The organism is Clostridium sp. AF35-15 (assembly GCF_003477745.1).
In the GTDB taxonomy this organism is placed as follows: Bacteria; Bacillota; Clostridia; order Lachnospirales; family Lachnospiraceae; genus Otoolea; species Otoolea fessa.
Window position 1 is genome coordinate 139,034 of the sequence record NZ_QUDY01000001.1, and the last position, 25,881, is coordinate 164,914.

Consider the following 25,881-nt stretch of genomic DNA (forward strand, 5'->3'; position numbering starts at 1 on the left):
TTATGTAAACTCCTATTAATAAGTTGTCGCAGAAGGGAGCTGCCGGAGGCGGCACTGGCAGCTTCTCAGATTATCGTTGTTCGCATCTCGATAATCCAAAAGCCGTCAACACCATCTACAGCAGCTCCCTTCCCATCTACAGTACGTCTGAGAAATGGGGACGAAGTTTTTTGAACACCTTCAGTCCTATTATCATCAAAATAAATGTTACCACCCAGAAATAAATCGTCATCGTCGGCCGCTCGAAGAACCAGCTTCCCGTAAGCATGCTGTCGCGGTAGCCTGCGGCGATGTAGTAGAATGGGTTAAGCTTGAATACCCACTCCAGCCAGGATGCGCGGCTGGTGAAGATTGCCTCGTCGTACATGATCGGGGTCAGCCACATGCCGAACTGGAGGCAGATGCCGACGATCTGCGCCATATCTTTAAAGAATACCTGCACGGCGCTGGTAAAATAGGTAAGCGCCAGTCCAAGCATCGACGCCGCAAAGGAATAGTATAACACCTGAATCCAAGTTGCAGACGGCATACGCCCGTCAATCAGGTACAGCCCCGCCATAATGATCAGGAAGCAGGCATGTACCAGGAAACAGGAGATAAGCTTGATAACCGGAAGCATCTCCACCTGGAATACTACCTTTTTAACCAGATAATGGTACTCCTGCAGGCAGTTTGTACCCGTATTTAAAATCTCGCTGAAATAAAACCACGGGATGATACCCGGCGTCAGCCAGATGACATAGGTCGCCCCCGGAACCGGCGGCGCATTTTTCATGCCATGTTCACCGAAGATGAACGCATAGATCGCGATCGTAACCATCGGCTGGATAAACATCCAGACAATTCCAAAGTATGAGCCGACAAAGCGCTTGCGGAAATCCGCCTTGGCAAGCTCGGTGACCAATTTTCTTTTTCCTATCAGTTCCCGAAACAGGGAAATCAGTTCCCGCATTCTATCCTAACTCCATTCTTAAAATTTGAATGCATCCCGGAAGCCGCCCCATTTCTGGTCTTTCTCCGAAATAATCAACTCCATGCCTTCCTCGATCGGCCACTCAACGCCAATCTCCGGATCGTTCCATGCCATACCGCCCTCATCGCCAGGATGATAAAAATCGGTACATTTGTATGCAAATTCTGCCTCATCGGACAGTACCAAGAAGCCGTGTGCAAATCCTTCCGGAATGTAGAACTGCTTCTTGTTCTCCGCGGAAAGAACCACGCCAAACCATTTTCCGTAGGTCTCAGAACCAGTACGAAGGTCTACCGCCACATCAAATACGGTACCGCGCACTGCACGCACCAGCTTGCCCTGCGGATACTGTTTCTGGTAATGAAGTCCGCGCAGAACGCCCTTGACAGACATGGACTGGTTGTCCTGTACAAATACCATGTCGAGTCCCGCCTCATGGAAATCGTTCTGATTGTATGTCTCCATAAAATAACCGCGCTCGTCCTTGAAAACAGTCGGTTCAATTACATAAAGTCCCTTGATGTCACATGGTGTTACTTTAATCTTTCCCATTTTTCTATCTCCTTCTTATGCAGGTATTTCAATTCATTTTTCAATACGTAACTGGCATCACCCTTTTCGACTGTGCCATCTTTAACTATATCATTCGTTTTTCTGGCTGACAACCTTTTTTACAGATGTTTGTGCCTCTTTCCCCCGCTCATTTTCATCCAGCGCAATCTTCTGCGCCAGATCCTTGATCTTCGTCTCCAGCTGCGACTGTTTGATCGACATATGGAACATTTTCACAATCAGGAGGAAAATAACCGCCAGATAGATAAAATTGGCAGTCGTGTACGTTCCCGCCAGCTCCGCCAAAAGATCCGGCAGCCCCGGAAAGATACTGAACACAATGAGAATGGACGAGAATCCCAGCCAGAAAATCGAATCCTCGATCTGGAGTTTTGACTGCCGGATCTTCCGCATAATCATAAAGGTTGTCAGGATCGACACGACGATCAGGACAACTCTGAGTGTTGGCGTCATGGCGCTACCTCCTCTTTCTGAAATTCTGGATTAACAGAATCGAAATCAGCATTTTAAGCATATACCGCATCGCATTGACCGGTGTCAGGTAACTGACTCCCAGAATCCGTTCATCCATGATGACCGGCACCTCCGCCACCCGCGCGCCCTGGCGGATCAGGTAGGAAACGGTGTCCGGCTCCGGACCGTAGTTAAGCCCCGATGCAAATTCGTGGATCATGCGCTTGCTGAACATCCGCATTCCCGAGGTCGGATCCTTGATATTGACACCAGTTGTGAAGCGGATCGCCATCTCGATCAGATTACTTCCAAGCATCCGCATCGTAAATGGCTTTTTCTCCCCGACAAATCGGGAACCGATGACGATATCGTAACCTTCTTCCATTTTCTTGATCATGGATTCCAGATACTCCGGACGGTGCTGTCCGTCTCCATCGAGCTGGACTGCATATTGATATCCGTACTTGTCGGCATATTTAAGTCCCGCCTGAAATGCCCCCGCCAGTCCCAGATTGACCGGAAGATTCAACAGATTATATCCATTTCTCTGGCAGATCGCCGCCGTCTCATCGCGCGATCCGTCATTGACGACCACATAATCATACTGCGGAAAATTGGCAGTCAGATGGTTCACAACCCGCTCTATATTTTCGGCTTCGTTGTACGCCGGTATGACTATTAAAAGTTCGGCTTTTTCCGCCCCAGAAGCTTCTTCTGTGGACAATAACGCCTTATCTTCCATCGCCCGCTTCTCCTTCCCAGTATGCCGGATTCATCGTCAGGCTTCGAATCAGCCCCTCCGGCAGCTTTTTATAATGCTTTCCCAGCCAGTACCCGGCATATTTGCTTCCGCTCGCCATCACAAGCTGCGGCAGAAGAAGCACATGGCCATTTTCCACCAGCCATTTCGCTGTTTTCTTCACCAGACGGATTCCCTCGCCCTCCGAATGAAGGCGCCCAAACACCTCGGGGTGATCCGCCTGCGATACGCCGAGGTCGAAATTCCGGTGCAGCTGCTGCATCGCCGTATAATTGTGGGAATGGATGACCTGCGCGTCCGCCGCGTAGGCAATCTGATACCCGGCTTCCACCGCGTGTCCGGCAAAAATCATATCCTCGTTGAAAATGGTTTTCTTCGTAAATCCGCCAAGCTTCAGGTAAATATCCCGCCGGTATGCCGCGCAGACATTGGAACAGAAATACGTCTTGATTCCCAGCTCGTCCTCGTCCTCTTTGCCTTTCAGACGGCTCACCGCCGGATAATTAAAGTCCCTCGTATACCGTTCAATCACACCGCAGTCCGCCGCCGGAAGCTGTCTCGCATATGCTGCCGCCACACGTTCCGAAGCATCCAGCGCCTCCAGAAGCTCTTTCACCAGATTCCGGTCATACGGCACGCAGTCGTGCGTCATGCAGATGCAGACATCCGCATCTGATTTCAAAATTCCCTCATGGCGCGTCCTTCCATGGTCAAATTCCGACTGGCGGATATGGCACACGGTCAGCTTCGTATCTCCCCCCTCAAATAAGGACTCAAACCGCTCAGCATCCCAGTACTTTTCTTCCGTATTCATGATGATCACACGGCCCACCGGCACACTCTGTTCCAACAGCCGCCACAGAAGTTTTTCCAGCTTATCCCCCGGTTTGAACGTAGGTATAATCACATCGGCTTTTCTCATTTTTCGTACTCCTTATAGGCTTTTCTGTAAAAATGCATCAGAATCTTTACCATCCAGTCTGGCCACATTTTCCGGAACATCGCCATCTCATCCGCCGGGCGCCGGTTGTCCTCAATGCAGGCTTTCGTCGTCGCCGCCGCATGGACGCGGTAGGCAATCAGCGGTTTTTCTGAACAGATAAAACGCCCTTTTTTGCCCGCCAGCTCGTAAAGGTTGTCCCAGTCCAGCGCAAAATCATACTCCGAATGGAACATATCGTCCCCAATCTGTTCTTTATTGTACGTGCAGGACGGACAGCAGATCGAATTGCCAAACCAGACACTGCTCCGCTTGATCCAGGTGCGGTCCGCCAGAAAATGGAAACGCAGCGGCAGGCGCAGTATCTTTTTTACCAGCCAGACCATGTTAAATGGCTCCGGAATGGCTTTCATTTCCCCCTCTTTCTCCGTCATGCGGATCGTGAGATAATCGCTCGCAAACAGCAGCAGATCCGGATATTTCTTCCATGCTTTTAAAAGCTTTTCGGCATAATCGCTGCGGTATCGGTCGTCCTGATGCGCGATCGTGACAAAACGCCCCTGCGCTTTTCCATAGGCAAACATCCAGTCCTCACGGATATTGCTCGCCCCGTCCCGCACATAGAGCGGCACCTGATACCGCGCTGTCAGCTCCCGGATATAGCTGCTCGGCGTCGAGGTACAGCAGATCACCTCCGATTTGACCGTCTGGCTCGTCACCGAACGCAGACATTCTTCCAGATACGGCGAATCCTTGTATGCACAGACCGCAAATGTATGAATGATTTCCTGCTGCATCTCGTTTCCCTTTCTCTCCCGTTTTTCATGCCGTGGTTCCGGCTTATATCGCTCTTACTGACAGAACCTCATCCAGATATCCAGATAAACCGTCGCCGCCAGAATCAGCGCCGCCGCTCCCAACACCAGCGCATGATAATTTTTATTCTCTATCCGCACCATTACCCGATCCGGGTTTAAAACCAGCCAGACAAGCGGCAGAAATGGCAGGTAATAGCGCCCCTGTACGCCGTCGATATAGGTATTACCCGGTCTGGTGAATGCAATGTACATCGAAGTCCAGACCAGCACTGCCGTTCCCGCGCAGAGTATAAATATCCACAGCTTCTGTTTTTTTGACAGACGTTTTCCACAAGATGGCTGCCCGGCTGTGAGGATAACGGCCGCCGAACCGGCGTACAGCGCCCACGGAAATGACATCGTTCCCGTGTGTCCCAGAAGTCCCAGGGAATTTTCGCCCAGCACATAGGACGGAAGCGTCCGGAACAGGTTGCAGATCAGCACCCACGCGTAGGCAAGCGGCTGTCCCAGAATGTACGCCATCTGCCCTTTCTCGCTGGTGCTGTCACCTCTCGTATCCCCGATATCGCGCGGCGCGATCAGAACCGGCAGGATGAAGGATAACATCATCAGACCGCAGATCACGATAAATCCACCCTTCATCAGGTACATTTCCCGTTTAGAACGGAACTTTTCTGCCGGAATCATCAGTCCCAGAAGAATTAGCGGCGCATATACCGCCTTGACGCGGCAGCCCCAGACAAAGGTAAGCACGATAAGCGCATACGCTTTCCAGTCCATTTTCCGCCCGCCAAGCGCCGCTTCCAGAATGCCCGCGAAAGACAGCCACAAAAATGCCGTGACGGTCGGGTCATAGGAATATGCCCCCGCCAGCATCATCGGCTCGGGCATCAGCGCCAGAAATGCCAGGATCGCCTTGCCGACCGGTGTCTTTTTGATGGCAAAATACAAAACTGCCGCATAGACATAGAGATTTCCCAGCCTCCCCAGCTTATACAGGATTCCAAATGGGATATGAAGCAGCCCTCCCGCTTTCAGCGCCAGCGCCGAACCCACATATCCGGTCATCGTCGTTTTGTTGAGATCCGTACTCCAGAGATGTTCACCGTGCCGGTAACCCGCATTCTGATTCAGATACGAAGTGAGCGCCGCCTGCTCGTCCCGACTCTCCGGCTGATTGTACGGCCAGGTATCTACGCCCGTCGTAAACTCCTGTAAAAGCGCCGGTTCCGCCTGCACCGGCGTCCGGTAATTTGCCATCCAGAATGCCTGCGCGAAATGCACTTCCTCATCCCAGCTCACCTTATTTGCCGGGAGCGACAGTGAAAATATTGTTCCAAACGTCAGGGAGATCAGCAGAAATCCAACCTCGATGCGCTTTGCCACGAAATCCCGGAAACAGAGAAGTGCGATCAAAACCGCCGCCGCACACCAGAAAAGTCCCAGCCGGTACCAGTTGATACCTGCCCGCGCCACCGTCGCAAACCCGGTCAGTGCAAGCGGCATCCCGCCAAAATTCATGTAGGAAATCCCTTCTTCGTCTAGATCCTCCCGCGTAATCAGAAGATCCACGTAGTCCAGCTTCCCATTCACCGGAACCGAAGAAAATTTCAGCACCCGGCAGTTGCGGTCCATGACCATCTTTGCGTCGTGCTCCCGCTGCTCGCCGTAGATGTTGCGGTAACCGAGGCGGACGGTGGCATTTAACAGACCATCGTAATCATAGTGGTAGAGAAACTGGCTGACATAGCTACCGTCCAGTGGAATGTGAAGATAACCGCTTGCATCCGAAAGCTGCAGCACCTCTGTATTTTCCACCTGCCGCCTATTCTCTCCAATGATTTGCCCCGGATCTCCGGTGATTTCACCCAAACCGTTCTTTTCTGTCTCTACCCGCTCAAATCCGCTCACCTGCACCTCGTCCAGAGCGATCGTCCGCGTCGCCTGCCGCGTCCATCCATTTGCCCGGAGCGCCGGGAAATTGCAGACAAACTCGCCCAGAACACCGATCACAAAGACTGCCACAAGCGCCAGAAGCAGCCGCAGCACATCTTTTTTCTCTATTCGATTGATAAAATGCCTGTTAAACTGCATCTGTACTTCTCCCTTATTTTTCCCGTTTAAATTCGGTAAATTTCTGCTGCCACCACGTTTTCTTACGGCACTTTCGGTTCCAAAAGCGCCTACCCGTGAACCGTGTTTTGTCTTTCAAATCAAGCGCTCTAGCGCACTATCTTCTCCACACCTCTATGTTCCAGGATGCGCTCATAATCCTCAATATAATCAACCTCCGCCCAGAAATGCCCGCTGACGTCCTCGACATAGACCGGCTGCTGCCCGGTCATGCTGTAAACAACATTTTCCCACCAGACGCCGTGCTCCTGGCGGTCGATCATCTCCTCCATCCGGCAGATAAATTCCGGCATAAATGCCGCTGAAAACCGTCCGATTCCGATGTACTCGCCCGTCACATCATCCCCGGTCAGCTCTTTTCCATATTTTTTCAAAATTCCATCTTCATAGAAGAACTTATAATCCGCTGTCTCCCGTCGGCTCTCGTCCGCAAACATCACCGGGCTCCTGCCCTGCGCGAGGATCCGGTCAAGCAATTTTTCCTCCAGGTATACGTCACCGTTCATGATCAGCAGATCGTCCCCCATCAAGAACTCCTTCGCAAACCATGCAGACGCAATGCTGTTTGTCACATCGTAAAACGGGTTGTAAAAAAAGGATACTCCCTTATCTGCCAAAACCTCGCGGATCACCTGCGCCTCATAGCCCAGCACGATACCGATGTCCTGGATACCCCGGGAATGAAGCAGGTCGATCGTGTACTCGATCAGGCACTGTCCGCCGCCGATATCCACCGTACATTTTGGTTTTCCCGACAGATAACGCGAGATCCGGGTTCCCCGTCCCGCTGCCAGAATCAATACTTTCACAGAAGCCCCCTCCTTTGCATATCTTTCCACGCCGCAATCAGGCTGTCATTGTCTTCTGACGTCAATGCGCCGATATGACCGACGCGGAACACCGTGTCGGCAAGCGCGCCGCCGTTCGGGCAGATCCAGATGCCGTATTCATCCTTCAAAATCTCAAAAATCCGATGCGCCGAGACCGGTTTTCCATCTTTATCCACACCCGTCGGGTGAAGCGGTGTCAATGCAGCCGAGAGAGAATTGGAAACAATCTCAAACGGCAGATCTTTAATTTTGCTTCGGAAATCTTCCGCTTGACAGCGGATCCGCGCCTGTTCTGTCGCAAGCCCTTTTTCCTCGATCATTGTCAGCCGTTTATGAAGCTGTAAAAGCACTCCTACCGCTGGTGTAAACGGTGTCTGCCCCCGCTCGCCATTTTTCAGATAGTCGCGCAGATCAAAATACATCGAGCGGACCGCCGTCTCCTGCACTCTCGCGATCGCACGCGCCCCCAGCACCAGAATCGAGAGTCCCGGCGGAAGTGCCAGCGCTTTCTGAGAACCGGTCAGCACCAGATCAACGCCCCATTTTCCCATCCAAAATGGATCGGCAAGAAACGAGCTGACCGCGTCAACCGCCAGAATCAGCTGGTTTCGTCTGCAAAAGTCCGAAATCAGCTCCATATCATAGAGAACGCCCGTGGAAGTCTCATGGACATTGACTAAAAATCCGGTAAATCCTTTTCCCTCATACGGTGCCAGGTCTTCTGCCCGAAGCGCCCGTCCGCTCTCCAGCTGGATCTCCTCATGAGGAACTTCATGGATCTCACAAATTTTCGCAAACCGCGCGCCAAAACTGCCGCCGTTTACGACCAGCACGCGGTCGCGCTCTGTAAAAAGGTTCATGACTGCCGCTTCCATCGCCGCCGTGCCCGAACCTGTCAGGAAAACCGCCCGCGCATCCTCAGGCGCCCCCGTGAACTGCTTCATCAGGCGCTCATTTTCCTTCATAATTGCAGAAAATTCCGGTGTGCGGAAATATGGTACTTCTTCCGCCCCGATCGCCCGGATTTCCTCGTCCATCTGAACCGGTCCTACCGCAAAATTAATCATACATTTCCTCCAAATCTATCTAATGTACTCTCGAAATCTTTCTGTGCTCGATTTTGTGAGATGATTTTTTGTCAGTTGTGCCCAAATTTCTGAGGCGTACGCGGTGCGTACGTTGATGAAAGTCGGGTGCGGCTGGCGGAAAATCAGCCACAAAAGCAAGTGCAGAAAGACTCCGAGAGTACATTCTAAACAAGTTCTATATCCCGCGTACCCGTCTCCGGTACATCACAAGCGACGTCAGTCCAAAGCAGGCAGTCAGTGCCGCCATCAAAAGCAGATACGAAAGCGATCCTCCCAGCAGTCCCGCCGCCCGTACACAGGGCGAAGAAATAAGGAGCGCCGCTGCCGTCACACCGACATAACCCAGAAAAATTCGTTTCTGCTCCTGCATAATGATGAGTGCATAATAAAACAGATTCACATACGCATTGAACGCGCCGCCCAGAATGATAAACGCCAGCGCCAGGCGGCATTCCCGCAGCATATACGCAATCTTCGGATATAACATTGAGAGAACCGGGATTCCGAGAATCCAGGCACCCCCGACTGCCAGCGCCGTAAGCGCCGCGATGATTGCCGCCAGCCGGCCTACCGTCCCGGCAAATTCCGGGAGCGCATTCCGCTCCCACTGATCCGAGAGTTTCGTGATATACGGGCGGATGACGAAGCCTGCCACCAGATTGATGACGCTGGTCGGCATAAAGATCGCACCGAATACCGCCTGATACTTGTCCGCCATATTGCCCTCGATCGCATATTTCGCGGCAGAAAAAATATAAAAATCCAGAATAACCGATAAAAACAGGACTACATTTTCTTTAAACAACAGCCCGACACGCCCGGAGCGGACCTCCCAGTCCACCTGCGGCAGATGACCGATTACCGAAAAATCAAACAGGCACACGCCCGCCAGCTGCGCCAGTACCGCCGCCAGGCAGGAGCCAACCAGGTTGTGGGTCGCATTCAAACTGCCTAAAAAGACACCGACCGATAAAACCGTCCTGAATGCGTTTGATTTGCCCGTCAGATACAGGCGTCCATCACGCTGAAATTCTGCCTCGTAAGCGTCCGCGAAACCGTCGATCACCTTGTACGCGACCATTAAAAACACCGTCGCCGCCTTGACAAAGGCATAGTCCCGGTTGATCACCGTCACATAAAAAAGCCCGGCTACCAGCGCCGCGCCGCAGGTCATCAGGCGCAGCCGCAGATATTCGCCAAACGTAAACCGCCGCCTCGTATCCGTGATCTGGAACGGGCGGATGCCAAAATAGGCCACCATAAACATATGCTGACCAAATGTAGAATACGCAAAGGAGAAGATACCGCCCTCATCCTCGCCGACAATCTGGATGACCGCGATCGTCAGCACCATGGACGCCAGTGCATAGAGAAAGCTCCCTATCATATTCCAGCTCATATTTCGTTTTTCAATCTGCCCGTCTCCACCGATCAGGGCGTTCGCTAAATATTTTACCACTACAGTATCTCTTCCTTTGAAAATTCCAGCCGGCTCGGCGTGTGTGTTTTGCGTTTTTCAACCGGCGGAAGCTGCATGAAATCGCCATACATTTTTGTCAGCATTTCCTCGATATTTCCTGGGAAATTCATGCGTCTGCCCTCAAATTCCAGCTTCCGGAGCGGATAACAGCGCGCCCGATCCACGACATTCCAGTATGGGCTTGTGTCCGGCAGAAATGCCATCCGGCGTGTCCGGTATTTATTGTATTTACGGCAGACCCGCTCACAGCGCATCCGCAGCCACTGAGGCGAGATATGGAGCAGCTTTATCGCCTTGTAGACCATCCCGCAGACCGCCCAGATAAGCTTCGCCTTGATGCCCCGCTGCTGCAGCGTCGGACGCGGAATCGCCCGCAGAATCATCAGCTTACTCCAGAACCAGGCCGTCCACGACTGAATCTGGTATAGAACCGGGTTGTCCGCCACATTGTCAAGCACATAAAGATCCAGAAAGATGCCGAACGGACAGTCCACATCCTTCATAACCTCCTCAACAAACACCGTCCCCTTCTTCACCAGACGGGTTGTCATCAGCGGATAATTGGGATATCGCTCTGCATTGAGAACCAGATACCGGTCGCTCATCTTCTTTTCCACGATCCGGAGCAGGCGCTCAAAATCCCGCCGCGGCATCGCAATATCGATATCGTCGTCCCAGGGAATAAATCCCTTGTGCCGCAGCGCGCCGATTCCCGTTCCGGCTATCCCGAAATATTCCAGATGATAGTCTTCACAGATCCGGATAAAATCATCCAGAATCGACAGAATCTCTCCCTGCAGCTGTTTCAGAACTTCTGGCTCATAAAATTTACTGTCCATATCGATGTCTGTCCCCTCCATCAAGCCCGCAGAACACCCCACGCCTGCCGCAGCTGATCATATTTTCCTTAATAGTATGAGGGTATTCTACTATATTTTAAAAGAAAAGTAAACCGCGGCTACTTTTTACCCTCTTTCTCAGGTTCCCACACCTCTATCTCCCGCTTCCATCCAAACAGGTGTCCCGGAAGCGAATATGCCGCTCCGATCCCCAGCCCGATTGCGACCGCCATCTTGATTGTATCCATGCCATACTGGAGCGCCAGCGCTTCCTGCCCCATGAAGAAGTTGTAGGCGGTATAGTAGATCGCCGCTCCAGGCACAAGCGGGAAGATGCCGCATACCAGAAAGAGGATCGTCGGCGCTTTCCGCTGTATCGCCAGACAGCGCGACAGCATCGTCAAGACCGCGCTCGCCGCGAAGGTCCCGATGATCGGCGTCTGATAAGCTGCCATGACCGCCAGATACACGCCCCAGCCGACTGCCCCGCAGATACCACAGTCCAGCCAATACTTCTTCGGGACTCCAAACAGTGCCGAAAAGGCGGCAGTTCCGACACAGGCCGCCAGAAGCTGCCCCAGAATTTCCCCTGCCATTTCCATCAGAGCATACCTCCCATCGCAAACATCCAGAACCGCAGTGCCACACCAACTCCGATCGCAATACAGCCCGCCGTCAAAAAGGCGTCTACAAAACGGATCAGACCGGATAAATAATCATTTTCCAAAAAATTCCGAATCGAATTGGTCAGAGGCACACCCGGCGCCAGCGTGAACACAGCTCCGATCATGACATGATCCAGGCTTTCTCCCAGCCCGATCCAGCACAGCAAACAACAGCACAATGCAAGCACGCTGCTCGTCATGATCGTCTGCATCATCCGGGACGAAGAAAAGCGCGGAGCTGCGTATAAAAGGAACAAATACAGCAGCACTCCCGCCACAAATGCCGCCGCCGTATCGCGCAGGCTGCCCTGGAACAGGTAACAAAATCCAGCGCTTCCAATTCCTGCCGCCAGAACCTTTCCCCGATTTTCGAGCACTTTCATGTGTTCAATCTGCTCAAGGCGCATCCGCATCTCATAAGGACCGCATTTACCCGCCGCAATCTTTCTCGACAGATCATTTAAGGCATCCACCCGGCATAGAATCGTAGGTGCCAGCGGCACATAACAGATACGGCTGGAATAAAACCGCCCGTCAATCACCACATTTGAAAAAATCCCATTCGCAATCACATACGCATTAAATGCTTCAAGACGCAGCGCCCGCGCCGCATACTCCATCGCCTGCTCCGCCCGGAATACCTCCCCGCCATTGGAAAGAATCGCATTCCCCAGACGAGTCACCAAACGGAAGCGCTCGATCTGGGAACAATCCTCGATCGAAGCACGTACTATTTCCTTCATTCTGTTTCTCCCCCTGTTTTTATTTTCTGTCCACCTGTTTTCTCTATCCCATTTTCTCCCCCTTCTATCCGCTCACTGGTTCACTTCTCCAAATCCGCCGCCCATTTTGGTCTTTTCCCAAAAAATCGTTCCATTTCGAATTAAATTTACCCGTCAAAACTACCCCTTTAGTTGACGTTCCAACAAAAATCCTGTATAGTGGATATGTTATATTAAAGAATGATGCCGCAAGGGGGATATATCTATGGATCATAATGTTACCATCGGTGCCAAGGTGAAAGCCTTCCGTACCGCAAAAAAATACACACTGAAACAGCTCAGCGAAGAGTCCGGTCTGTCCATCGGCTTTCTTTCCCAGTTGGAGCGCGGTCTCTCTTCGATCGCAATCGACTCTCTGGCAAAACTTGCCACGATTCTCGGAGTCAGTCTGTCTTCGTTCTTTGACTCCTCCGCCGATCAGGAGAAATCCCCGGTCAGCCGGAGTTTTGCCATGCACTGTTCCCAGATCAACCCCCAGATCGTACAGTACCTGGTCAATGGAAATGCACAGGGATTCGCCTGTCTTCCGCGTATCTTCCACCTGATGCCGTCTGCCACCACAAGCTCTGAAAACCAGCTTGAGATGAATCAGCACGACGGTGAAGAATTTATCTACGTTCTGGAGGGTATCCTGACCGTATATCTGGACGGCAACGAATACTGCCTGAATCCGGGCGACAGTATCCAGATCCACTCCCAGACCCCGCATGACTGGGTCAACAACACAAACCGTGTCGTTAAGATTCTGACCGTACACACGCCGAATCCGTTTGTTCATGGGAATGAAGTCGTATTTTAATTACAGTCTGCGCGGTATAGAAACATAATAAAAGCTGTCTCTTTTAGAATTTCAAGATGTTTTTATTTTCTTTTTGGTTTTCCCATCTCAGGAAACAAAAACTCCTGCACTTCTGAAAAAGACAGCTTTTTCATATCTTTTACACCGTATACACCGTTTTTCCTGCCAGATACACTTCCAGCACATCATCCAGCGCACGAATATTCTTTGAGACATCTCCCTTTACAACCAGCAGATCCCCCGCCAGGCCCTCTTTCAGGCTACCCGTCTCCTTCTCGATTCCAAGCACGCTCGCCGCATTGTAGGTTGCGGTTCTCACTGCCTCCACCGGCGTGATTCCATAGTCTACCATATAGCCGAGTTCCTGATGAATCGGAAGCGGCGGTGCTTTGTAGAGTACCATGTCGCTGCCTGCCAGCACCGTAACTCCCGTGTCATAGAGCTTTTTGAAATTGTCCCGGTACGCCTCAAACGCCGGTTGGAAAAATGCCTGATCGTGAACGGCTCTGGCGGCGATCGGGTTGTCCATGTCCACACCCGCCTCGATCATCTGCTTCGTCTGCTCATACAAATACGTGTACGCCGTGATCGTCGGCGTCCAGGCGATTCCCTTTTCCGCCATCTGGCGCGCCTGCGCCTCTGTTAAAAAGGTTCCGTGCTCGATCGTGTCAAATCCCGCGTCAATACACATCTGAATCGACGGCTGCGTACCCGAATGAACCGCGATCTTCACCCCCTGGCGGTGCGCCTCATCCACCGCTGCATCCAGCTCTTCCTGCGTAAATTCCGGAATATCGCCGCGGTTGCTCGTCAGGATCTTGACCCAGTCAGCTCCCGCACGCAGCTGTCTTCGGATAGCGGCGCGCACGCCCCACGGGCTGTCCGCCTCCTCGACCCCATCCTGATGTCCGTGTCCTCCGGTCATGCAGATACCTGCGTCCGCATGGATGATCCGCGGAACCGCCACATACCCTTTCTGCCCTGCCAGACGCAGCTGCTTCATCAGATTGGGCGGGCAGGACAGATCGCGCACCGTCGTGATACCGAGCCGCAGCGACTGTTTCGCCTGCTCCAGCGCATAGTATGCCACCATATAATCGTCATAATTATCCAGATCCGGCTGGCTGTAGTAGTAGCCGAAATGCACATGCATATCAAACAGTCCCGGCAGGATCGTCGCCTCGCCGTAATCCTTTACCATCTCTTCCGGGTAGCGCCCCGCCGCTTCCGCAGCGTCTCCTATCCAGCCGATTTTTTCCTCTTTATCCAGATACACCGCCTGATCCTGCAAACAGGTTCTGCCATCTCCGGTAATTAAATACTTCGCCCTTAGAATCATTTTCACGGACTTCCTTTCTCTTTTTCATAAGCATGAAATTTTCAGTCGAATATCGTCATTTCACGCAGTTTTTCAGTTTTCTATATCGTAACACCGGGATTTTGTTCTTGTCAATATTGGAATGCGGAGTATCCGGTGAAACCTGTTTTAAAAAAGATGGGCAGGCAGAAAAAGAGCGGCACACATTTCTGCATACCGCCCAAACCAGCGACTGTCCACACACAAGCAGTCACTCTGAATTGATTCATTTTATTTTTTAGTAGAACAATCTGTTTACCGCACTGAAGATACCGCGGATAGATGCTCTCGTAATGTTAGAGCTGATGCCGACACCGTAGGTTGCCCGGCCGCTCTTTACATCCATCAGATGGATGTAGGACGCTGCCTGTGCGCCGGAACCGGAACGAAGTGCATGCTCGTTGTAGTCCAGAACACGGATCTCGATGCCAAGTGCCTCCTCGATCGCTCTCTGTACCGCATCGATCGGTCCGTTACCTACGCCCTCAACGGTGCGCTCGGTGTCATGAGCGGTAAAGGTAAGAGTTGCAACGGTTGCGAATGCGCCGCCCTCGTACTCCTTGTCTGTGATCTGGCATTTTTTGAAGTGCATCGGCTCTTTTCTGTCCAGGTAGTTTGCACGGAACTCGTCCATGATCTGCTCCGGAGCTACCTCGCCCTGCTTCTCTGCAATCTTCTGGATAATGTCAGCAAACTCTTTGTGCATTCCCTTCGGAAGACGGAATCCGTAGAAGGAATCCATGACGAAGGCTACGCCGCCCTTGCCGGACTGGCTGTTGATGCGGACAACCGGCTCGTACTCGCGTCCGATATCACTCGGATCGATCGGCAGGTACGGAACCTCCCAGATGCCGTCGGTTCTCTTCTGCAGCGCCTGCATACCCTTGCTGATTGCATCCTGATGGGAACCGGAAAATGCGGTAAATACCAGCTTGCCTGCATACGGATGTCTCGGGTCAACGGTCATCTTTGTGCAGCGCTCACAAACCTCGGTGATCTCCTTTACATTTTCCAGATTTAACTCCGGGTTGATACCCTGGGAGAACATATTGTAAGCGATATTTAATATGTCAATATTACCAGTACGCTCGCCGTTTCCAAGCAGTGTACCCTCGACACGGTCTGCACCTGCTAAGAGCGCCAGTTCGGTCGCTGCAATGCCGGTACCACGGTCATTGTGCGGATGGATACTTAAAATAATGCTGTCACGGTTCTTAAAATGCCTGTTCATCCACTCGATCTGGTCTGCATATACGTTCGGAGTCGTCATCTCAACCGTTGCCGGAAGGTTGATGATGATCTTATTGTCCGGGGTTGCGCCCCACTCTTCCTGTACAGCGGTGCAGATATCCAATGCGAAATCAAGCTCGGTTCCGGTAAAGCTCTCCGGAGAGTACTCAAGGATTACTTTTCCGTCGTAATCTTTCATATATTTCTTTACCATGCGGGTACCATCGATCGCGATCTGCTTTACTTCCTCGCGGTCTGCATGGAATACAACCTCACGCTGTAAGGTAGAAGTTGAATTGTAAATATGTACGATCGCCTTCGGAATACCCTGGATGGCATCAAAGGTTCTCTTGATCAGGTGCTCGCGGCACTGGGTCAGAACCTGTACAACTACGTCGTCCGGGATAAGCTTGCGTTCTACTAACTGGCGCAGGAAATCGTACTCGATCTGGGAAGCTGCCGGGAAGCCAATCTCGATCTCTTTAAATCCAAGTTTTACCAGGAGATTGAACATCTCAATCTTCTCCTCTACGACCATCGGCTCAACCAGTGCCTGGTTGCCGTCGCGCAGGTCAACGCTGCACCAGATCGGCGCTTTCTCAATCTCTTTATTCGGCCACTCACGCTCCGGGTAATCTACCACCGGAACTCTCTTATATTTCTTGTAATTTAACATGTCTTTCTCCTCCATCACTCTATCCCTGGTCTCGTTCCAAGTACCTCATCATCAAAAAACGCATTTCCTATCATCCTAAGCTTTGGAGTCGATAGATCACGCCGTACCTTTTAACAATGAATAAAATTACTGATTCTGGTCTAACCCCATCATAATCATCCCTTTTCTATCATAAAAGAAATTATTTCGATTATAGATTATACCATCGGAAATAAAGGATATCAAGAGAAAAACGGGACAATTACAGGTGTTCTGGCATTACTGTACACGCATACGTGCCCAGTAACTTCTGGCATCTCTTACATAAAATTATCTATTTTTTCTGTCCTCTGGTTTTTTCATCTTCTGTCTCCAGGACCGTATCAGATGCGCTGCCAGCCGGTTTCCAAAATACCCAGCCGCGCATCCCACAATCATGCCGCCCAAAACATCGGTCGGGTAATGCACATATAAATACATTCTTGAAAACGCCATCAGGATCGCCAGAGGCAGCGTGATTTTCCACCATTTTTTCGCCCCGGCAAAGTACAGAGCCGCGACCGCAGCAAACGAAGCCGCCGTATGTCCCGACGGGAAGGAATAGTCCGCCGGGCGGGCAATGAGCAGCTGAATTGTCTGATTCACATCGCACGGACGGATCCGGCAAACCATAGGCTTTAGTAAGATATTACAGATGATCGCATCCAGACAGAGCGCTGCCGCCAGCGCAGCTCCCCATCTTCTCGTCCGCGGAATCATAAGCAGCAGGCATGTAAACAGAATCCAAATCATTCCTGCATTTCCAAGCCGCGAAATAAACACCATCCAGACATCGCCCACCGGCGTCCGCATCTGCTGAATCCAATCCAGTATTTGTAACTCCATTTTTATTTTGCTCCCTCTGTTTTTTACACAACTTTATGTGCGAGCCATCTCCGGCCCATAAAGCGGAATGTGAATACGATGCCCCGGATCGTCCAGTCTGTAAACATGCCGATCCACACCGCGATCGGTCCGAAGCCATGGACGCGGCAGAGATAAATGCACAGCGTCACCCGGAACGCCCACATACTGATGCAGGAGAGAATCATCGAAAACTTCACATCCCCGGCAGCCCGCATTCCATATGCCGGAATAAATGCGAGCGTCCAGACGATCGGCTTTACCACCGTGATCCATCCGACCATGTAGAGACACATCTTCGCACTCTCCGGCTCCATGCCGCCCAGAATCGTGACCGGTTTCGTCGCCAGAAATACGAGCGCACAGCTTGCGATGATGACGATCTCCGCCACTGCCGTCAATTTTTTGATATAATAGATCGCCTCATCCTTGCGCCCCGCGCCGAGACACTGTCCGACCACCGTCATCATGCCGATTCCGATACCGATCGCCGCGATGCCGTTTAAGTTTTCCAGAATATTCGTCATCGCCTGGGCTGCGATCGCGATCGTCCCGAGGGTCGAGACGGTTGACTGAATCGCAAGCTTTCCAAACTGGAACATCGCATTTTCGATACCGTTTGGGATTCCCAATGAGAGAATCCGCATAATCCGGCGTCCGTCCGGACGGATATGCAGATAGTCACGCACCGCAATTTCCTGGCTGGGATTGTGCAAAAAGGCAAACACCACCACTGCCGAGATAACGCGGGAACCGAGCGTGGCAATCGCCGCACCGGCAACTCCAAGATGGAAGCCCCAGATAAGCACCGCATTTCCGGCGATATTTAACCCGTTAGAGACGACCGCGATCGTCATCGGAAGCCTTGTATTTCCCTGCGCCCGGTAGATCGAGGAACCGGCATCATAGAGGGCGATAAATGGGAACGAAAGCGCCGTGTAGAAAAAATAGATCTGCGCTGCCTCCATGACATCCGCCTCGACGCTGCCGAAAATCAGCCGCAGCAGCGGTCCGCGTGTCAGAAGGCAGACTGCCATGACCGCCGACGAGATGCACGCCACCACAAAAGATAACTGTCTCGCGGATTCCTCCGCATTTTTCTTATCTTTCTGTCCGATGTACTGGGAGCAGACGATCGTGCCGCCTGCTGCCAGCGCATAGAATGCCTGTATCACTAAAATATTGATGGAGTCAACCAACGAAACCGCCGAGATCGCCGCCGCTCCCACGTTGCTGACCATAATGCTGTCCGCTGTACCCATCAGGGAGTTTAAAATCTGCTCTACGATCAGCGGAACCAGAAGAATCCGCAGATCGCGGTTGCTGAAAAGATGATTTGTCTGCTCTTGTCTGCCCATATGCTGTCCTGTAACTTTCTATATTTTATTCTCTGTCCAAATGGTCTGTTTTTCTAACGGTCAGGCATCACATGCACGGACGCCGCCGCATCTGAGACGAAATTACCCCCTTAGCATGATAACGGATAAATATAATAATTCCCATTTCCCTATCCTTCGTTCACCAGCGTCAGAATCCAGTACAGCCATGCTCGCACTGAACTTGACCTTCGCACGATCAGATTCTCCCCGCAGACCTGGTATTCCCGCATTTTCTTTGCGACATACTCCTTGTCCGGAACATCTCCGATCTGAAGGGCAGCTTCAAATAAATCGTGGAAAATCGGGTGTTCCAGAATCAGGCGGACGTATTCGAGCTGGCGCGCCCTATACGGCAGTTTCAAAAGCCGTCTTCCGCTCGCCGTGATATGCACTTTCACGCCGTCCTCATCCGTCTGCTTCTCCGCCAGCCCCAGATAGCGGCACGCGTTGAAATAATAGTCCGACTGTCGCTCCTTAAATCCAAAAAGCTGCGCGATCTCCCCACTCGTCATTGGATTCTCGTTCAGCCGTTCCACCAGTGAAATAACCTTGTAAAAACTGTCCGCCTGGATAAAGGTAACCGGCGGTTCCGGTTTGACCTTTGTCCGTGCCCAGACATCGTATAAATCATCCAGCGTGATCTCAATTTCCTCTAAGCTGTAATTTCGCTCCTGTACCAGCCGCAGCGAATTGTAATAGCGCAGATCCGTAAATTCATATTCCAGCAGACGGAAAATATTATTCGAATACACCATAAACACCGGACGGATCGGCTTGTGTATCTTCCCCGCCCAGAGTCTTATCGGATAATAGAGCTGCCGGATCAGAAAATTGCTGTGGACGACGTTTTTTCCCTCGAGCAGCGTAAATACATTCTCATTTTCAAATCCGCCGTCGATCTCGACCTGCGAATTCTGTACCTGGATAAGCGGCTTTTTCTCAATCAGCTCTGATTTTTGATAGTCGCTGACATAAAACTCAAAATTTCCAGACCCCATCCGCCCCGAAACCGTCTGCACCATGCGATCTTCGCCCAGAAAATCATCCAGAATCCCCGTGATGCTCATAACGTTGATCGCGCTAGCTTCCGAACGGATGTCATGAAGGTCGATCGACTCAAAGTAATCGGGTATCTTCGCGCTCGTCACCCGCTTGATACCGGACGGAATCTCCGGAAAATCCTGATATAAGTCAAACTCCCCCAGCACATAGCCGCCGCGCGACACCGGAAGAATCGAAATCTTCTTTCCAAACACCCGCGGCAGGGATTCCCGCGTATCAAATTTCGTCATCAGACGCGGTTCCTTGACTTCACGGATCTGGTCGGCGGTGATGTAAAACCGCCCATGTTTCTCAATTTCCCGCTCAATCCGGTATTTATCAAATAAAATTCGCCATTTATCATCAATCAAGCTCATAATTGTGTACCAGAACTTCCTGAATCTCCCCGCGCTTCTCCGGTTTCACGTTGATCGCGCGCTTGGCATCCACGTGGTCGATGATGTAATCTTTATATAAATCCTCGATAAATTCGCAGGACGAATTGGAAAGCAGGAACTTGATGCCCTTTGCATTCAACATGTCACACTGCTCTTTTAATGCGATCTGCTCTTCCTCCCCGAAGCCGCCCGCAGTGTAGCCCGTGAACGACGCCGACGAGCTGATCGGCATATAAGGCGGGTCAAAATAGACGAACGCGCCCTTCCGGATGCCCTTTAACGCCTCGCGGTAATCGCCGCATTTGATCGTGATGTTTGCTTTATTTAAATACGTATTCAGCGCATGGATAGTCGCCTCGTTCGTGATATTCGGGTTCTTATATCTGCCCCACGGAGAATTGAACTCGCCGGAGCTGTTGACGCGGAACAGGCCGTTGTAGCAGGTCTTGTTCAGGTAAATGATCCGCGCTGCCCGTTCGACGTTGGTCCGCGTCTGATACGTCTCCTTGTCGCGATCCCACGCCCTCACCGTATAATAATACTCCTCGCAGTTCTGTTCCTTATGGGCGCTCAGCGCCGCAATCAGCTCTTCCGGATCTTCCTTGATCGTACGGTATACATTGATCAGCTCTTCGTTGGAGTCATTGATCACCGCCTTGTTCGGCTGTCTCCCAAAGAGCACCGCACCGCCCCCGATAAACGGCTCATAATAGGTCGAACATTCCGGGATCAGCGGATTGATGCTGTCCAGCAGCTGCCGTTTGCCGCCTACCCATTTGAGGATGGGCATGACGAACGGATTTTTTCTTGACATCGGATAGGGTACCTCCTTCTGTTTGTCTTTCTATTCACCTACAGAACCTGCCGCCGGCAGCTTCTTCCGGATACATTGCAACACAAAAACGGGAAATCAGATGTCCGCTTGTGCTCTGATTACCCGTTTATTATAATCGTACAACTGTTCTAGTTTATTATACTTGACTTTGGGGTGGATGTCCAGCATTAGAACCGGAAATTCCTTATGTATTCTCAAGCTATATCATTGTTACGGTTTCGTATGCTCCGCTCCTAAGCCTAAGTAACATTTTGCATGATCTTTATTACACTCATATACAATTGAATATCCTTTATGATCCTCAGTATCCTCAAAATTAACTAGACAGGTTCCAGCCTTCATCTCAGCCTTATGTCCATCTAAAAAAGTCACCGAGTGCCAGTCATCAGCGTTATCTGTCTCCCAATAAAGTTTAACCTTCGGATTTCTCTGCTGGGTAGACATATAATCTGCCTGTATTTCCGCATAATATGCCCTGAGATTCGCCCAGTCTGCCGCCACCTTCGCCTTGTGCATCTGTGCCGTAAAAATCGGGATTGAAATTGATACCAGTATTCCAATAATAACAACCACTATCAAGAGTTCAACCAGTGTAAAACCTTTCTGTCTCTTCATCACAAATTTCTCCTTCTGTCAGTTTATGTTATTATATTCGTTTTTTCCTCCTAAAGCAATTACATGATGTTGGGGTCAAAAATTCTCCCGCAAGCAAGCTTGCGTCGGACTTCTGACCTTTTGACCCTGGTATCATAACATATTTTTAACAAAATCGATATTCATAAATCAAACAAGACAAACGTATGTATTTCATTTCAGTACATCCAAATTTATCGAGACGGCTCCACTTTCTCAGCCGGCCAGGATTTTCTCAGTGCCGCATAGGAAACCAGAAAGTTGGCAAGCCATCCTGCCGGCACGGCAAGCCAAACAAAATTAATACCAAAACGCGGTGCACCGATCAACGCCACGGACAGGCGGATCGCAAGATTTACCATGTTGGCAACGAGGAATGGCCGCATGATTCCGAGTCCGCGAAGGACTCCATCGGTCGCCATTTTAATTCCCATGAAAATAAAGAAGTAACCAAGCCATCTCATATAATCCCCCGACACCTGATAAGCCAGGGCGGTTCCGTCTTTTCCAAGGAACAGTGATGAAATCTGCGTGTGCAGCGTTTCAATGACAAGGAAAGCAAGCGCCGCAAAACACACATCCAGCACCAATGCTGCGTGGTAGCCTTTTTTGATGCGCTGGGTTTTGTTTGCGCCAAGATTCTGGGAAACAAATGGGGAAACCGCATTGCCGATGGACACAAAAATCAGGGAAAAAACATTCTCTACACGCATCGTTGCCGCGTATCCGGCGAGTGCCTGTGTGCCAAAAGGATTTACCACCGCCTGTACGATCATCATACCGATGGATACGGTAGACTGCTGAAGAACCGACGGAACAGCAATCCGAAGCATCGAGCGCAGCTCCTGTCCCTCAAACCAGGCAAAGATACTCTTATACCGCCGCATCCGGTAAAAGAAAATCAAAAGTGAAAACACAGCCGAAATGCCCTGTGCGATCAAAGTTGCAAGCGCCGCACCGAACACGCCAAGTCCCAGACCGGCTACCATCCAAAGATCCATTACAATATTCAGGATTGATGAAAAGATCAGCAGTCCCAACGGAATTTTTGATTCACCGATGGAAGTGAACATGGTAGAGAGAATATTGTACATGAACAAAAACGGAAAGCCCACAAAATAGACCCGCAGGTACAGCACTGCTTCCTCCAGAATATCGGCAGGAGTCTGTAATCCGCTCATCATCGCATGGGAAAAACAAAAGCCAAAGACACCAAGGATGATGCTCAGCAGCAAAAAGCTGATCAGTGATGTAGACACAATCGTTTTCATTTTTCCATACTCTTTGGCACCGAAATAGCGGCTCACAAGCACACCTGCACCAGCACCGGCCCCCAGTGCCACACAAATGAAAACATTCGTCAGCGCTGCACAGGCGCCAACCGCCGCCAGTGCGGAGGAACCCACAAACTGGCCGACGATAATGGAGTCCGCCATATTGTATACCTGCTGAAAAAAACTGCCGAGAATCATCGGCATTGCAAAAACCGTCAACGCTTTCAGCGGCGCATCGGTAATCAAATACTCATCTTTTGACATGATCCTATTCCTCCACAACTTCCTGCTTTTTACCCGAAAGCACAAGCTTAGCAAGTACGATCCGTAATTCGTGCACAAAAATTCCGGCAAAACCAAAACAGGATCCAGAAATAATTGGCATAACATTGTTAATTCGTTTCATAATTTCACTCATTCACTTTCTGCGCCACAGTTGCAGCTATGGTTATCCGATGCCTCCATTGCCTTTTACTGTGTTCAGCAGCTGCTGGGAATGTATGTGTACCCAGCATAATATTTATATAAACCGCCAGTTTTTCTGTCTATTTATATTATAATCGATCTTCCATTTAAGATACAATCATTATACACAAAAAAGCTCCGCCTATATTTTAGTATAGACGAAGCTTCCTAATTCTAACTCCTAATCCTCCATATTTTCTCTTCTCAATAGCTCAAACAATGTCAGCAGTCCCTCACACAAAACAGGATCCAGAACCGGAATTCCTACTGTCTTTTCGATGGAGGGAGCAATACGGATACTGGACATTCCTGTACAGCTAAGGGCAATCACATCGGCCCCCATCTCTTTCTGCGCAGCCGCTGCTTTCATGGTGGCTTCATATCCTCTGTCTGTCATCAAATCCAGGACATTTTCTACCCCATCTCCCTTTGCATTGTCTACAATCCGATCACCGAATATCCGCTGATATCCTGACGGTACATCTTCGGTAATCCCCAACACAGCCGGATGACTGCCAAAAAACAGACTCAACGCTGCAGTACTGGATCCCGCTCCTATAACCGGAATCGGTACAGCCTGTCTTGCCTCCGGAACTCCCGGGTCACCGGCACAGCTGATAATAATAGCCTGACAGCCTTCCTTCCACAGTTCCACTGCAAGATTCACCACCTTAGGTACACCTACAGCGAATGTTTCATCGTCATGAATTCCCTCCGGTTGATCCGGAATACATCGTGACACTACCTGGAACATAGGGAAATACGATTCTATCAGCTTTCCATGCAGCTGCAGCAATTCCTCGTCCTCTGTGGTCAGCACCCGAATCAGACCAACTTTATAAGTTTTCATATTATACGTTCCTTCTCTCTTGGTTCCCTAAAAATAATTTCATGAGCAAAATACTCAGGCAGCAATTGAAATATCTCCTTAAATCTGGAAAACTCCATCTAACATAACTAGCTTGTCATCCAAATACAATGTGGGATTCTTAATAATTCCGTCCATATGGCAGTCTGCCTGATTATTTCCTCCAAATCCTACGTTAGTACCAAAGGCAATATGAACCGTTTGATAAGCTTTCTCATCCTCCAGAATAACGCCGATCAGTCTGGCCGCATAGTTGGTTCCAATGCCCAGTTCACACAGAGTGGCATTGTTCCTATTTCTCAAGAGAATCTCCAGTTTCTCTGCTTCTTTTCCTTGGATGCTTTGAAGAACCCCGTCCTTCACTTTCACTTCCAAAGGCTGTTCTAATAAACCGATTCCAACCATAGATCCATCAATTACCATCGTACCATTTGCTCCTGTCTCTATCGGAGCTATGTATGACTCTCCGGAAGGAAGATTTCCCGCCTGCCCCTTTTCCCGATAGACACCAGGGCTAGATACTCCACGCCGTCCCCGAAGATCCAGCGTTAAAACATGTCCATCTTTCTCTATGCGGGCTGTATTGGCATTCGTCAATAAATCAGTCACCTGCTCTGTAAGTGCCATAACACGACTGTAATCTGCAGTCATAGCACCCATGGCAAACATTTCCTCCGTGATTCCCGGCATTGTAGCAATCCTTGCTCCAGCTTCCGCTGCCTCAATTTTGGCTCGTGTATGCGTAATAGATGTTTTCATGGGGCAAATTACCACATCCGCCGCTTTCATGGCAGCTGCCACTACAGCGGGTGGTTCCTGACCAGACACCTCTCTAGCAGTCATAGTCATTAACATAGCTTCTGCTTTCAAAAGTTTAGCCGCCTGATACAAGGCCTGACCAATGGCATACTTCTCATCATCGGTCACTATCAGTACATTCTCCCCTGGTTTGACATTCATGCAGTTTGTTAAAATATTTTTTCCAATTTCCGCCAGTTCCATCGCATTTCCCCCCCTCTTATGACAGCAGTTCCATCATAACCCGGACTGCAAGTGTCCGGGACAAAATCACCCGTTTTCCAGATAATTTTTGAAATTGTTCTTTCATTCCGATATTATAGCCAATGCAGTCCATTACCACCAGATCCACATCCATTTTCGCTGCAGCTCTAGCCGCCGCATCCAAATCATCCTGGCTACCGTAGGGAGAAGCCGGAATAATAATACTCTCCTTTACATACTGATTCCACTTTTTCTCTGTCTGATCCACGTGCTGCGGTGTTGGAACCACTACAGCGATCTTTCCTCGATTAGACAAGGCTGGCACAAGCCCATTAAGCACCTTGCACGGAAAAATCAATGGCACTTTAGAATGAAACACAGCCGGAAAATCCCCCGTGCACAAAAACAGAATCAAATTTACGCCCTGCTCTTCCAACCGTTCGATACACTGCTGCAGCTGGGGCAGAATATGTCGTTCGGCAATCATAACCGAACTTCCGTCTCGAAGTCGTGAGATTAAAGTATAATCCTCTGGTCCTGGTGCAAATGCCTGGATATCCTCCCGAGTGAGCCCATCTAATGCACCTGCCTGAATTAGTTCCACCTGCTCACCCATCAGCGGAAACAGTTCTTGTACCACATCCGTCCTGGGTGACTGCCCAATGGTTATTGCTCCAACTTTCATCTTCACCATCTTAATTTCCTCCA

General features: G+C 50.5%; 26 protein-coding genes. 1 reads left to right on the forward strand and 25 read right to left on the reverse strand.

Going from position 1 to position 25,881, the window contains the following annotated elements; genetic code table 11:
- Window positions 1-136 precede the first annotated feature (136 nt).
- The 13 genes from DWZ76_RS00580 to DWZ76_RS00640 form a co-directional block, all read right to left on the reverse strand.
- Window positions 137-952 (reverse strand): ABC transporter permease, encoded by an 816-nt coding sequence (locus tag DWZ76_RS00580; protein ID WP_022360049.1) that lies wholly within the window; start codon window positions 950-952, stop codon window positions 137-139.
- An 18-nt stretch (window positions 953-970) separates the two neighbouring features.
- Window positions 971-1,525, reverse strand: coding sequence for a dTDP-4-dehydrorhamnose 3,5-epimerase (rfbC, locus tag DWZ76_RS00585; RefSeq protein WP_022360048.1), 555 nt, complete (start codon window positions 1,523-1,525; stop codon window positions 971-973).
- A 90-nt stretch (window positions 1,526-1,615) separates the two neighbouring features.
- Window positions 1,616-1,999 carry a DUF2304 domain-containing protein gene (locus tag DWZ76_RS00590; RefSeq protein ID WP_022360047.1) on the reverse strand — a complete coding sequence of 128 codons (384 nt, stop codon included), beginning with the start codon at window positions 1,997-1,999 and terminating at the stop codon, window positions 1,616-1,618.
- Window positions 2,000-2,003: 4 nt separating this feature from the next.
- A complete protein-coding gene (locus DWZ76_RS00595) occupies window positions 2,004-2,741 on the reverse strand; it encodes a glycosyltransferase family 2 protein (RefSeq protein WP_118471442.1) in 738 nt (245 codons plus the stop codon).
- Entirely contained in the window at window positions 2,731-3,681 is a 951-nt protein-coding gene (locus DWZ76_RS00600) for a glycosyltransferase (protein ID WP_118471444.1), read from the reverse strand. The genes DWZ76_RS00595 and DWZ76_RS00600 overlap by 11 nt, the downstream gene beginning before the upstream one ends.
- Window positions 3,678-4,496 (reverse strand): glycosyltransferase family A protein, encoded by an 819-nt coding sequence (locus DWZ76_RS00605; RefSeq protein ID WP_118471446.1) that lies wholly within the window; start codon window positions 4,494-4,496, stop codon window positions 3,678-3,680. Before DWZ76_RS00605 ends, DWZ76_RS00600 begins: the two co-directional genes overlap by 4 nt.
- A 54-nt stretch (window positions 4,497-4,550) precedes the next feature.
- Entirely contained in the window at window positions 4,551-6,611 is a 2,061-nt protein-coding gene (locus tag DWZ76_RS00610) for a DUF2142 domain-containing protein (protein WP_118471448.1), read from the reverse strand.
- A 128-nt stretch (window positions 6,612-6,739) separates the two neighbouring features.
- Window positions 6,740-7,459, reverse strand: a complete 720-nt coding sequence (locus DWZ76_RS00615) for a phosphocholine cytidylyltransferase family protein (RefSeq protein ID WP_118469213.1) — start codon at window positions 7,457-7,459, stop codon at window positions 6,740-6,742.
- Window positions 7,456-8,547, reverse strand: a complete 1,092-nt coding sequence (locus DWZ76_RS00620) for an aminotransferase class V-fold PLP-dependent enzyme (RefSeq protein WP_118471450.1) — start codon at window positions 8,545-8,547, stop codon at window positions 7,456-7,458. Before DWZ76_RS00620 ends, DWZ76_RS00615 begins: the two co-directional genes overlap by 4 nt.
- A 196-nt stretch (window positions 8,548-8,743) precedes the next feature.
- A complete protein-coding gene (locus DWZ76_RS00625; protein WP_333490965.1) occupies window positions 8,744-10,027 on the reverse strand; it encodes a lipopolysaccharide biosynthesis protein in 1,284 nt (427 codons plus the stop codon).
- Entirely contained in the window at window positions 10,027-10,887 is an 861-nt protein-coding gene (locus tag DWZ76_RS00630) for a LicD family protein (RefSeq protein ID WP_243017741.1), read from the reverse strand. The genes DWZ76_RS00625 and DWZ76_RS00630 overlap by 1 nt, the downstream gene beginning before the upstream one ends.
- 119 nt (window positions 10,888-11,006) lie before the next feature.
- Window positions 11,007-11,489, reverse strand: a complete 483-nt coding sequence (locus DWZ76_RS00635) for a threonine/serine exporter family protein (protein ID WP_243017742.1) — start codon at window positions 11,487-11,489, stop codon at window positions 11,007-11,009.
- Window positions 11,489-12,295, reverse strand: coding sequence for a threonine/serine exporter family protein (locus tag DWZ76_RS00640; RefSeq protein WP_022360037.1), 807 nt, complete (start codon window positions 12,293-12,295; stop codon window positions 11,489-11,491). The genes DWZ76_RS00635 and DWZ76_RS00640 overlap by 1 nt, the downstream gene beginning before the upstream one ends.
- Before the next feature lie 244 nt (window positions 12,296-12,539).
- Here DWZ76_RS00640 and DWZ76_RS00645 point away from each other — a divergent pair, with 244 nt between their 5' ends.
- Window positions 12,540-13,133, forward strand: a complete 594-nt coding sequence (locus tag DWZ76_RS00645; RefSeq protein WP_118471454.1) for a cupin domain-containing protein — start codon at window positions 12,540-12,542, stop codon at window positions 13,131-13,133.
- Between the two features lie 139 nt (window positions 13,134-13,272).
- On the opposite strand, the gene DWZ76_RS00650 is transcribed toward DWZ76_RS00645, so the two are convergent.
- From DWZ76_RS00650 to DWZ76_RS00700, 12 genes are all read right to left on the reverse strand, one after another.
- Entirely contained in the window at window positions 13,273-14,472 is a 1,200-nt protein-coding gene (locus DWZ76_RS00650; protein ID WP_118471456.1) for an amidohydrolase family protein, read from the reverse strand.
- Between the two features lie 256 nt (window positions 14,473-14,728).
- Entirely contained in the window at window positions 14,729-16,396 is a 1,668-nt protein-coding gene (gene leuA, locus DWZ76_RS00655; protein ID WP_118471458.1) for a 2-isopropylmalate synthase, read from the reverse strand.
- Window positions 16,397-16,705: 309 nt separating this feature from the next.
- Window positions 16,706-17,260, reverse strand: a complete 555-nt coding sequence (locus DWZ76_RS00660; protein WP_182431244.1) for a phosphatase PAP2 family protein — start codon at window positions 17,258-17,260, stop codon at window positions 16,706-16,708.
- A gap of 23 nt (window positions 17,261-17,283) precedes the next feature.
- Entirely contained in the window at window positions 17,284-18,636 is a 1,353-nt protein-coding gene (locus DWZ76_RS00665) for an MATE family efflux transporter (protein WP_118471462.1), read from the reverse strand.
- A 149-nt stretch (window positions 18,637-18,785) separates the two neighbouring features.
- Window positions 18,786-20,075, reverse strand: a complete 1,290-nt coding sequence (locus DWZ76_RS00670) for a hypothetical protein (protein WP_118471464.1) — start codon at window positions 20,073-20,075, stop codon at window positions 18,786-18,788.
- Complete coding sequence (locus DWZ76_RS00675; protein WP_118471466.1) at window positions 20,062-20,910, reverse strand: DNA adenine methylase; 849 nt, start codon at window positions 20,908-20,910, stop codon at window positions 20,062-20,064. Before DWZ76_RS00675 ends, DWZ76_RS00670 begins: the two co-directional genes overlap by 14 nt.
- A 231-nt stretch (window positions 20,911-21,141) precedes the next feature.
- The gene (locus DWZ76_RS00680) at window positions 21,142-21,546 is read right to left on the reverse strand and encodes a prepilin-type N-terminal cleavage/methylation domain-containing protein (protein ID WP_118471468.1); all 405 of its coding nucleotides are present in this window, start codon (window positions 21,544-21,546) and stop codon (window positions 21,142-21,144) included.
- A gap of 212 nt (window positions 21,547-21,758) precedes the next feature.
- On the reverse strand, window positions 21,759-23,102 hold the full coding sequence (locus DWZ76_RS00685; protein WP_118471470.1) for an MATE family efflux transporter: 1,344 nt from the start codon (window positions 23,100-23,102) through the stop codon (window positions 21,759-21,761).
- Between the two features lie 4 nt (window positions 23,103-23,106).
- A complete protein-coding gene (locus tag DWZ76_RS14970) occupies window positions 23,107-23,244 on the reverse strand; it encodes a hypothetical protein (protein WP_182431245.1) in 138 nt (45 codons plus the stop codon).
- Window positions 23,245-23,484: 240 nt separating this feature from the next.
- Entirely contained in the window at window positions 23,485-24,153 is a 669-nt protein-coding gene (locus DWZ76_RS00690) for an aspartate/glutamate racemase family protein (RefSeq protein ID WP_117796841.1), read from the reverse strand.
- Window positions 24,154-24,231: 78 nt separating this feature from the next.
- A complete protein-coding gene (locus DWZ76_RS00695; RefSeq protein ID WP_118471472.1) occupies window positions 24,232-25,173 on the reverse strand; it encodes an aminopeptidase in 942 nt (313 codons plus the stop codon).
- Between the two features lie 16 nt (window positions 25,174-25,189).
- Window positions 25,190-25,867, reverse strand: a complete 678-nt coding sequence (locus DWZ76_RS00700) for an AroM family protein (protein ID WP_227589689.1) — start codon at window positions 25,865-25,867, stop codon at window positions 25,190-25,192.
- Between the last annotated feature and the right edge of the window lie 14 nt (window positions 25,868-25,881).

Excerpts from the sequence above, each read along its gene's own strand:
- DWZ76_RS00690 (WP_117796841.1), bottom strand. The coding sequence starts at position 24,153 with ATGAAAACTTATAAAGTTGGTCTGATTCGGGTGCTGACCACAGAGGAC.
- DWZ76_RS00635 (WP_243017742.1), bottom strand. The coding sequence starts at position 11,489 with ATGGAAATGGCAGGGGAAATTCTGGGGCAGCTTCTGGCGGCCTGTGTC.
- DWZ76_RS00650 (WP_118471456.1), bottom strand. The coding sequence starts at position 14,472 with ATGATTCTAAGGGCGAAGTATTTAATTACCGGAGATGGCAGAACCTGT.
- DWZ76_RS00660 (WP_182431244.1), bottom strand. The coding sequence starts at position 17,260 with ATGGAGTTACAAATACTGGATTGGATTCAGCAGATGCGGACGCCGGTG.
- DWZ76_RS00680 (WP_118471468.1), bottom strand. The coding sequence starts at position 21,546 with ATGAAGAGACAGAAAGGTTTTACACTGGTTGAACTCTTGATAGTGGTT.
- DWZ76_RS14970 (WP_182431245.1), bottom strand. The coding sequence starts at position 23,244 with ATGAAACGAATTAACAATGTTATGCCAATTATTTCTGGATCCTGTTTT.
- DWZ76_RS00640 (WP_022360037.1), bottom strand. The coding sequence starts at position 12,295 with ATGAAGGAAATAGTACGTGCTTCGATCGAGGATTGTTCCCAGATCGAG.
- DWZ76_RS00605 (WP_118471446.1), bottom strand. The coding sequence starts at position 4,496 with ATGCAGCAGGAAATCATTCATACATTTGCGGTCTGTGCATACAAGGAT.
- DWZ76_RS00700 (WP_227589689.1), bottom strand. The coding sequence starts at position 25,867 with ATGGTGAAGATGAAAGTTGGAGCAATAACCATTGGGCAGTCACCCAGG.
- DWZ76_RS00580 (WP_022360049.1), bottom strand. The coding sequence starts at position 952 with ATGCGGGAACTGATTTCCCTGTTTCGGGAACTGATAGGAAAAAGAAAA.
- DWZ76_RS00630 (WP_243017741.1), bottom strand. The coding sequence starts at position 10,887 with ATGGACAGTAAATTTTATGAGCCAGAAGTTCTGAAACAGCTGCAGGGA.
- DWZ76_RS00675 (WP_118471466.1), bottom strand. The coding sequence starts at position 20,910 with ATGTCAAGAAAAAATCCGTTCGTCATGCCCATCCTCAAATGGGTAGGC.
- DWZ76_RS00695 (WP_118471472.1), bottom strand. The coding sequence starts at position 25,173 with ATGGAACTGGCGGAAATTGGAAAAAATATTTTAACAAACTGCATGAAT.
- DWZ76_RS00595 (WP_118471442.1), bottom strand. The coding sequence starts at position 2,741 with ATGGAAGATAAGGCGTTATTGTCCACAGAAGAAGCTTCTGGGGCGGAA.
- DWZ76_RS00600 (WP_118471444.1), bottom strand. The coding sequence starts at position 3,681 with ATGAGAAAAGCCGATGTGATTATACCTACGTTCAAACCGGGGGATAAG.
- DWZ76_RS00685 (WP_118471470.1), bottom strand. The coding sequence starts at position 23,102 with ATGTCAAAAGATGAGTATTTGATTACCGATGCGCCGCTGAAAGCGTTG.
- DWZ76_RS00670 (WP_118471464.1), bottom strand. The coding sequence starts at position 20,075 with ATGAGCTTGATTGATGATAAATGGCGAATTTTATTTGATAAATACCGG.
- DWZ76_RS00665 (WP_118471462.1), bottom strand. The coding sequence starts at position 18,636 with ATGGGCAGACAAGAGCAGACAAATCATCTTTTCAGCAACCGCGATCTG.
- leuA (WP_118471458.1), bottom strand. The coding sequence starts at position 16,396 with ATGTTAAATTACAAGAAATATAAGAGAGTTCCGGTGGTAGATTACCCG.
- rfbC (WP_022360048.1), bottom strand. The coding sequence starts at position 1,525 with ATGGGAAAGATTAAAGTAACACCATGTGACATCAAGGGACTTTATGTA.
- DWZ76_RS00620 (WP_118471450.1), bottom strand. The coding sequence starts at position 8,547 with ATGATTAATTTTGCGGTAGGACCGGTTCAGATGGACGAGGAAATCCGG.
- DWZ76_RS00645 (WP_118471454.1), top strand. The coding sequence starts at position 12,540 with ATGGATCATAATGTTACCATCGGTGCCAAGGTGAAAGCCTTCCGTACC.
- DWZ76_RS00590 (WP_022360047.1), bottom strand. The coding sequence starts at position 1,999 with ATGACGCCAACACTCAGAGTTGTCCTGATCGTCGTGTCGATCCTGACA.
- DWZ76_RS00610 (WP_118471448.1), bottom strand. The coding sequence starts at position 6,611 with ATGCAGTTTAACAGGCATTTTATCAATCGAATAGAGAAAAAAGATGTG.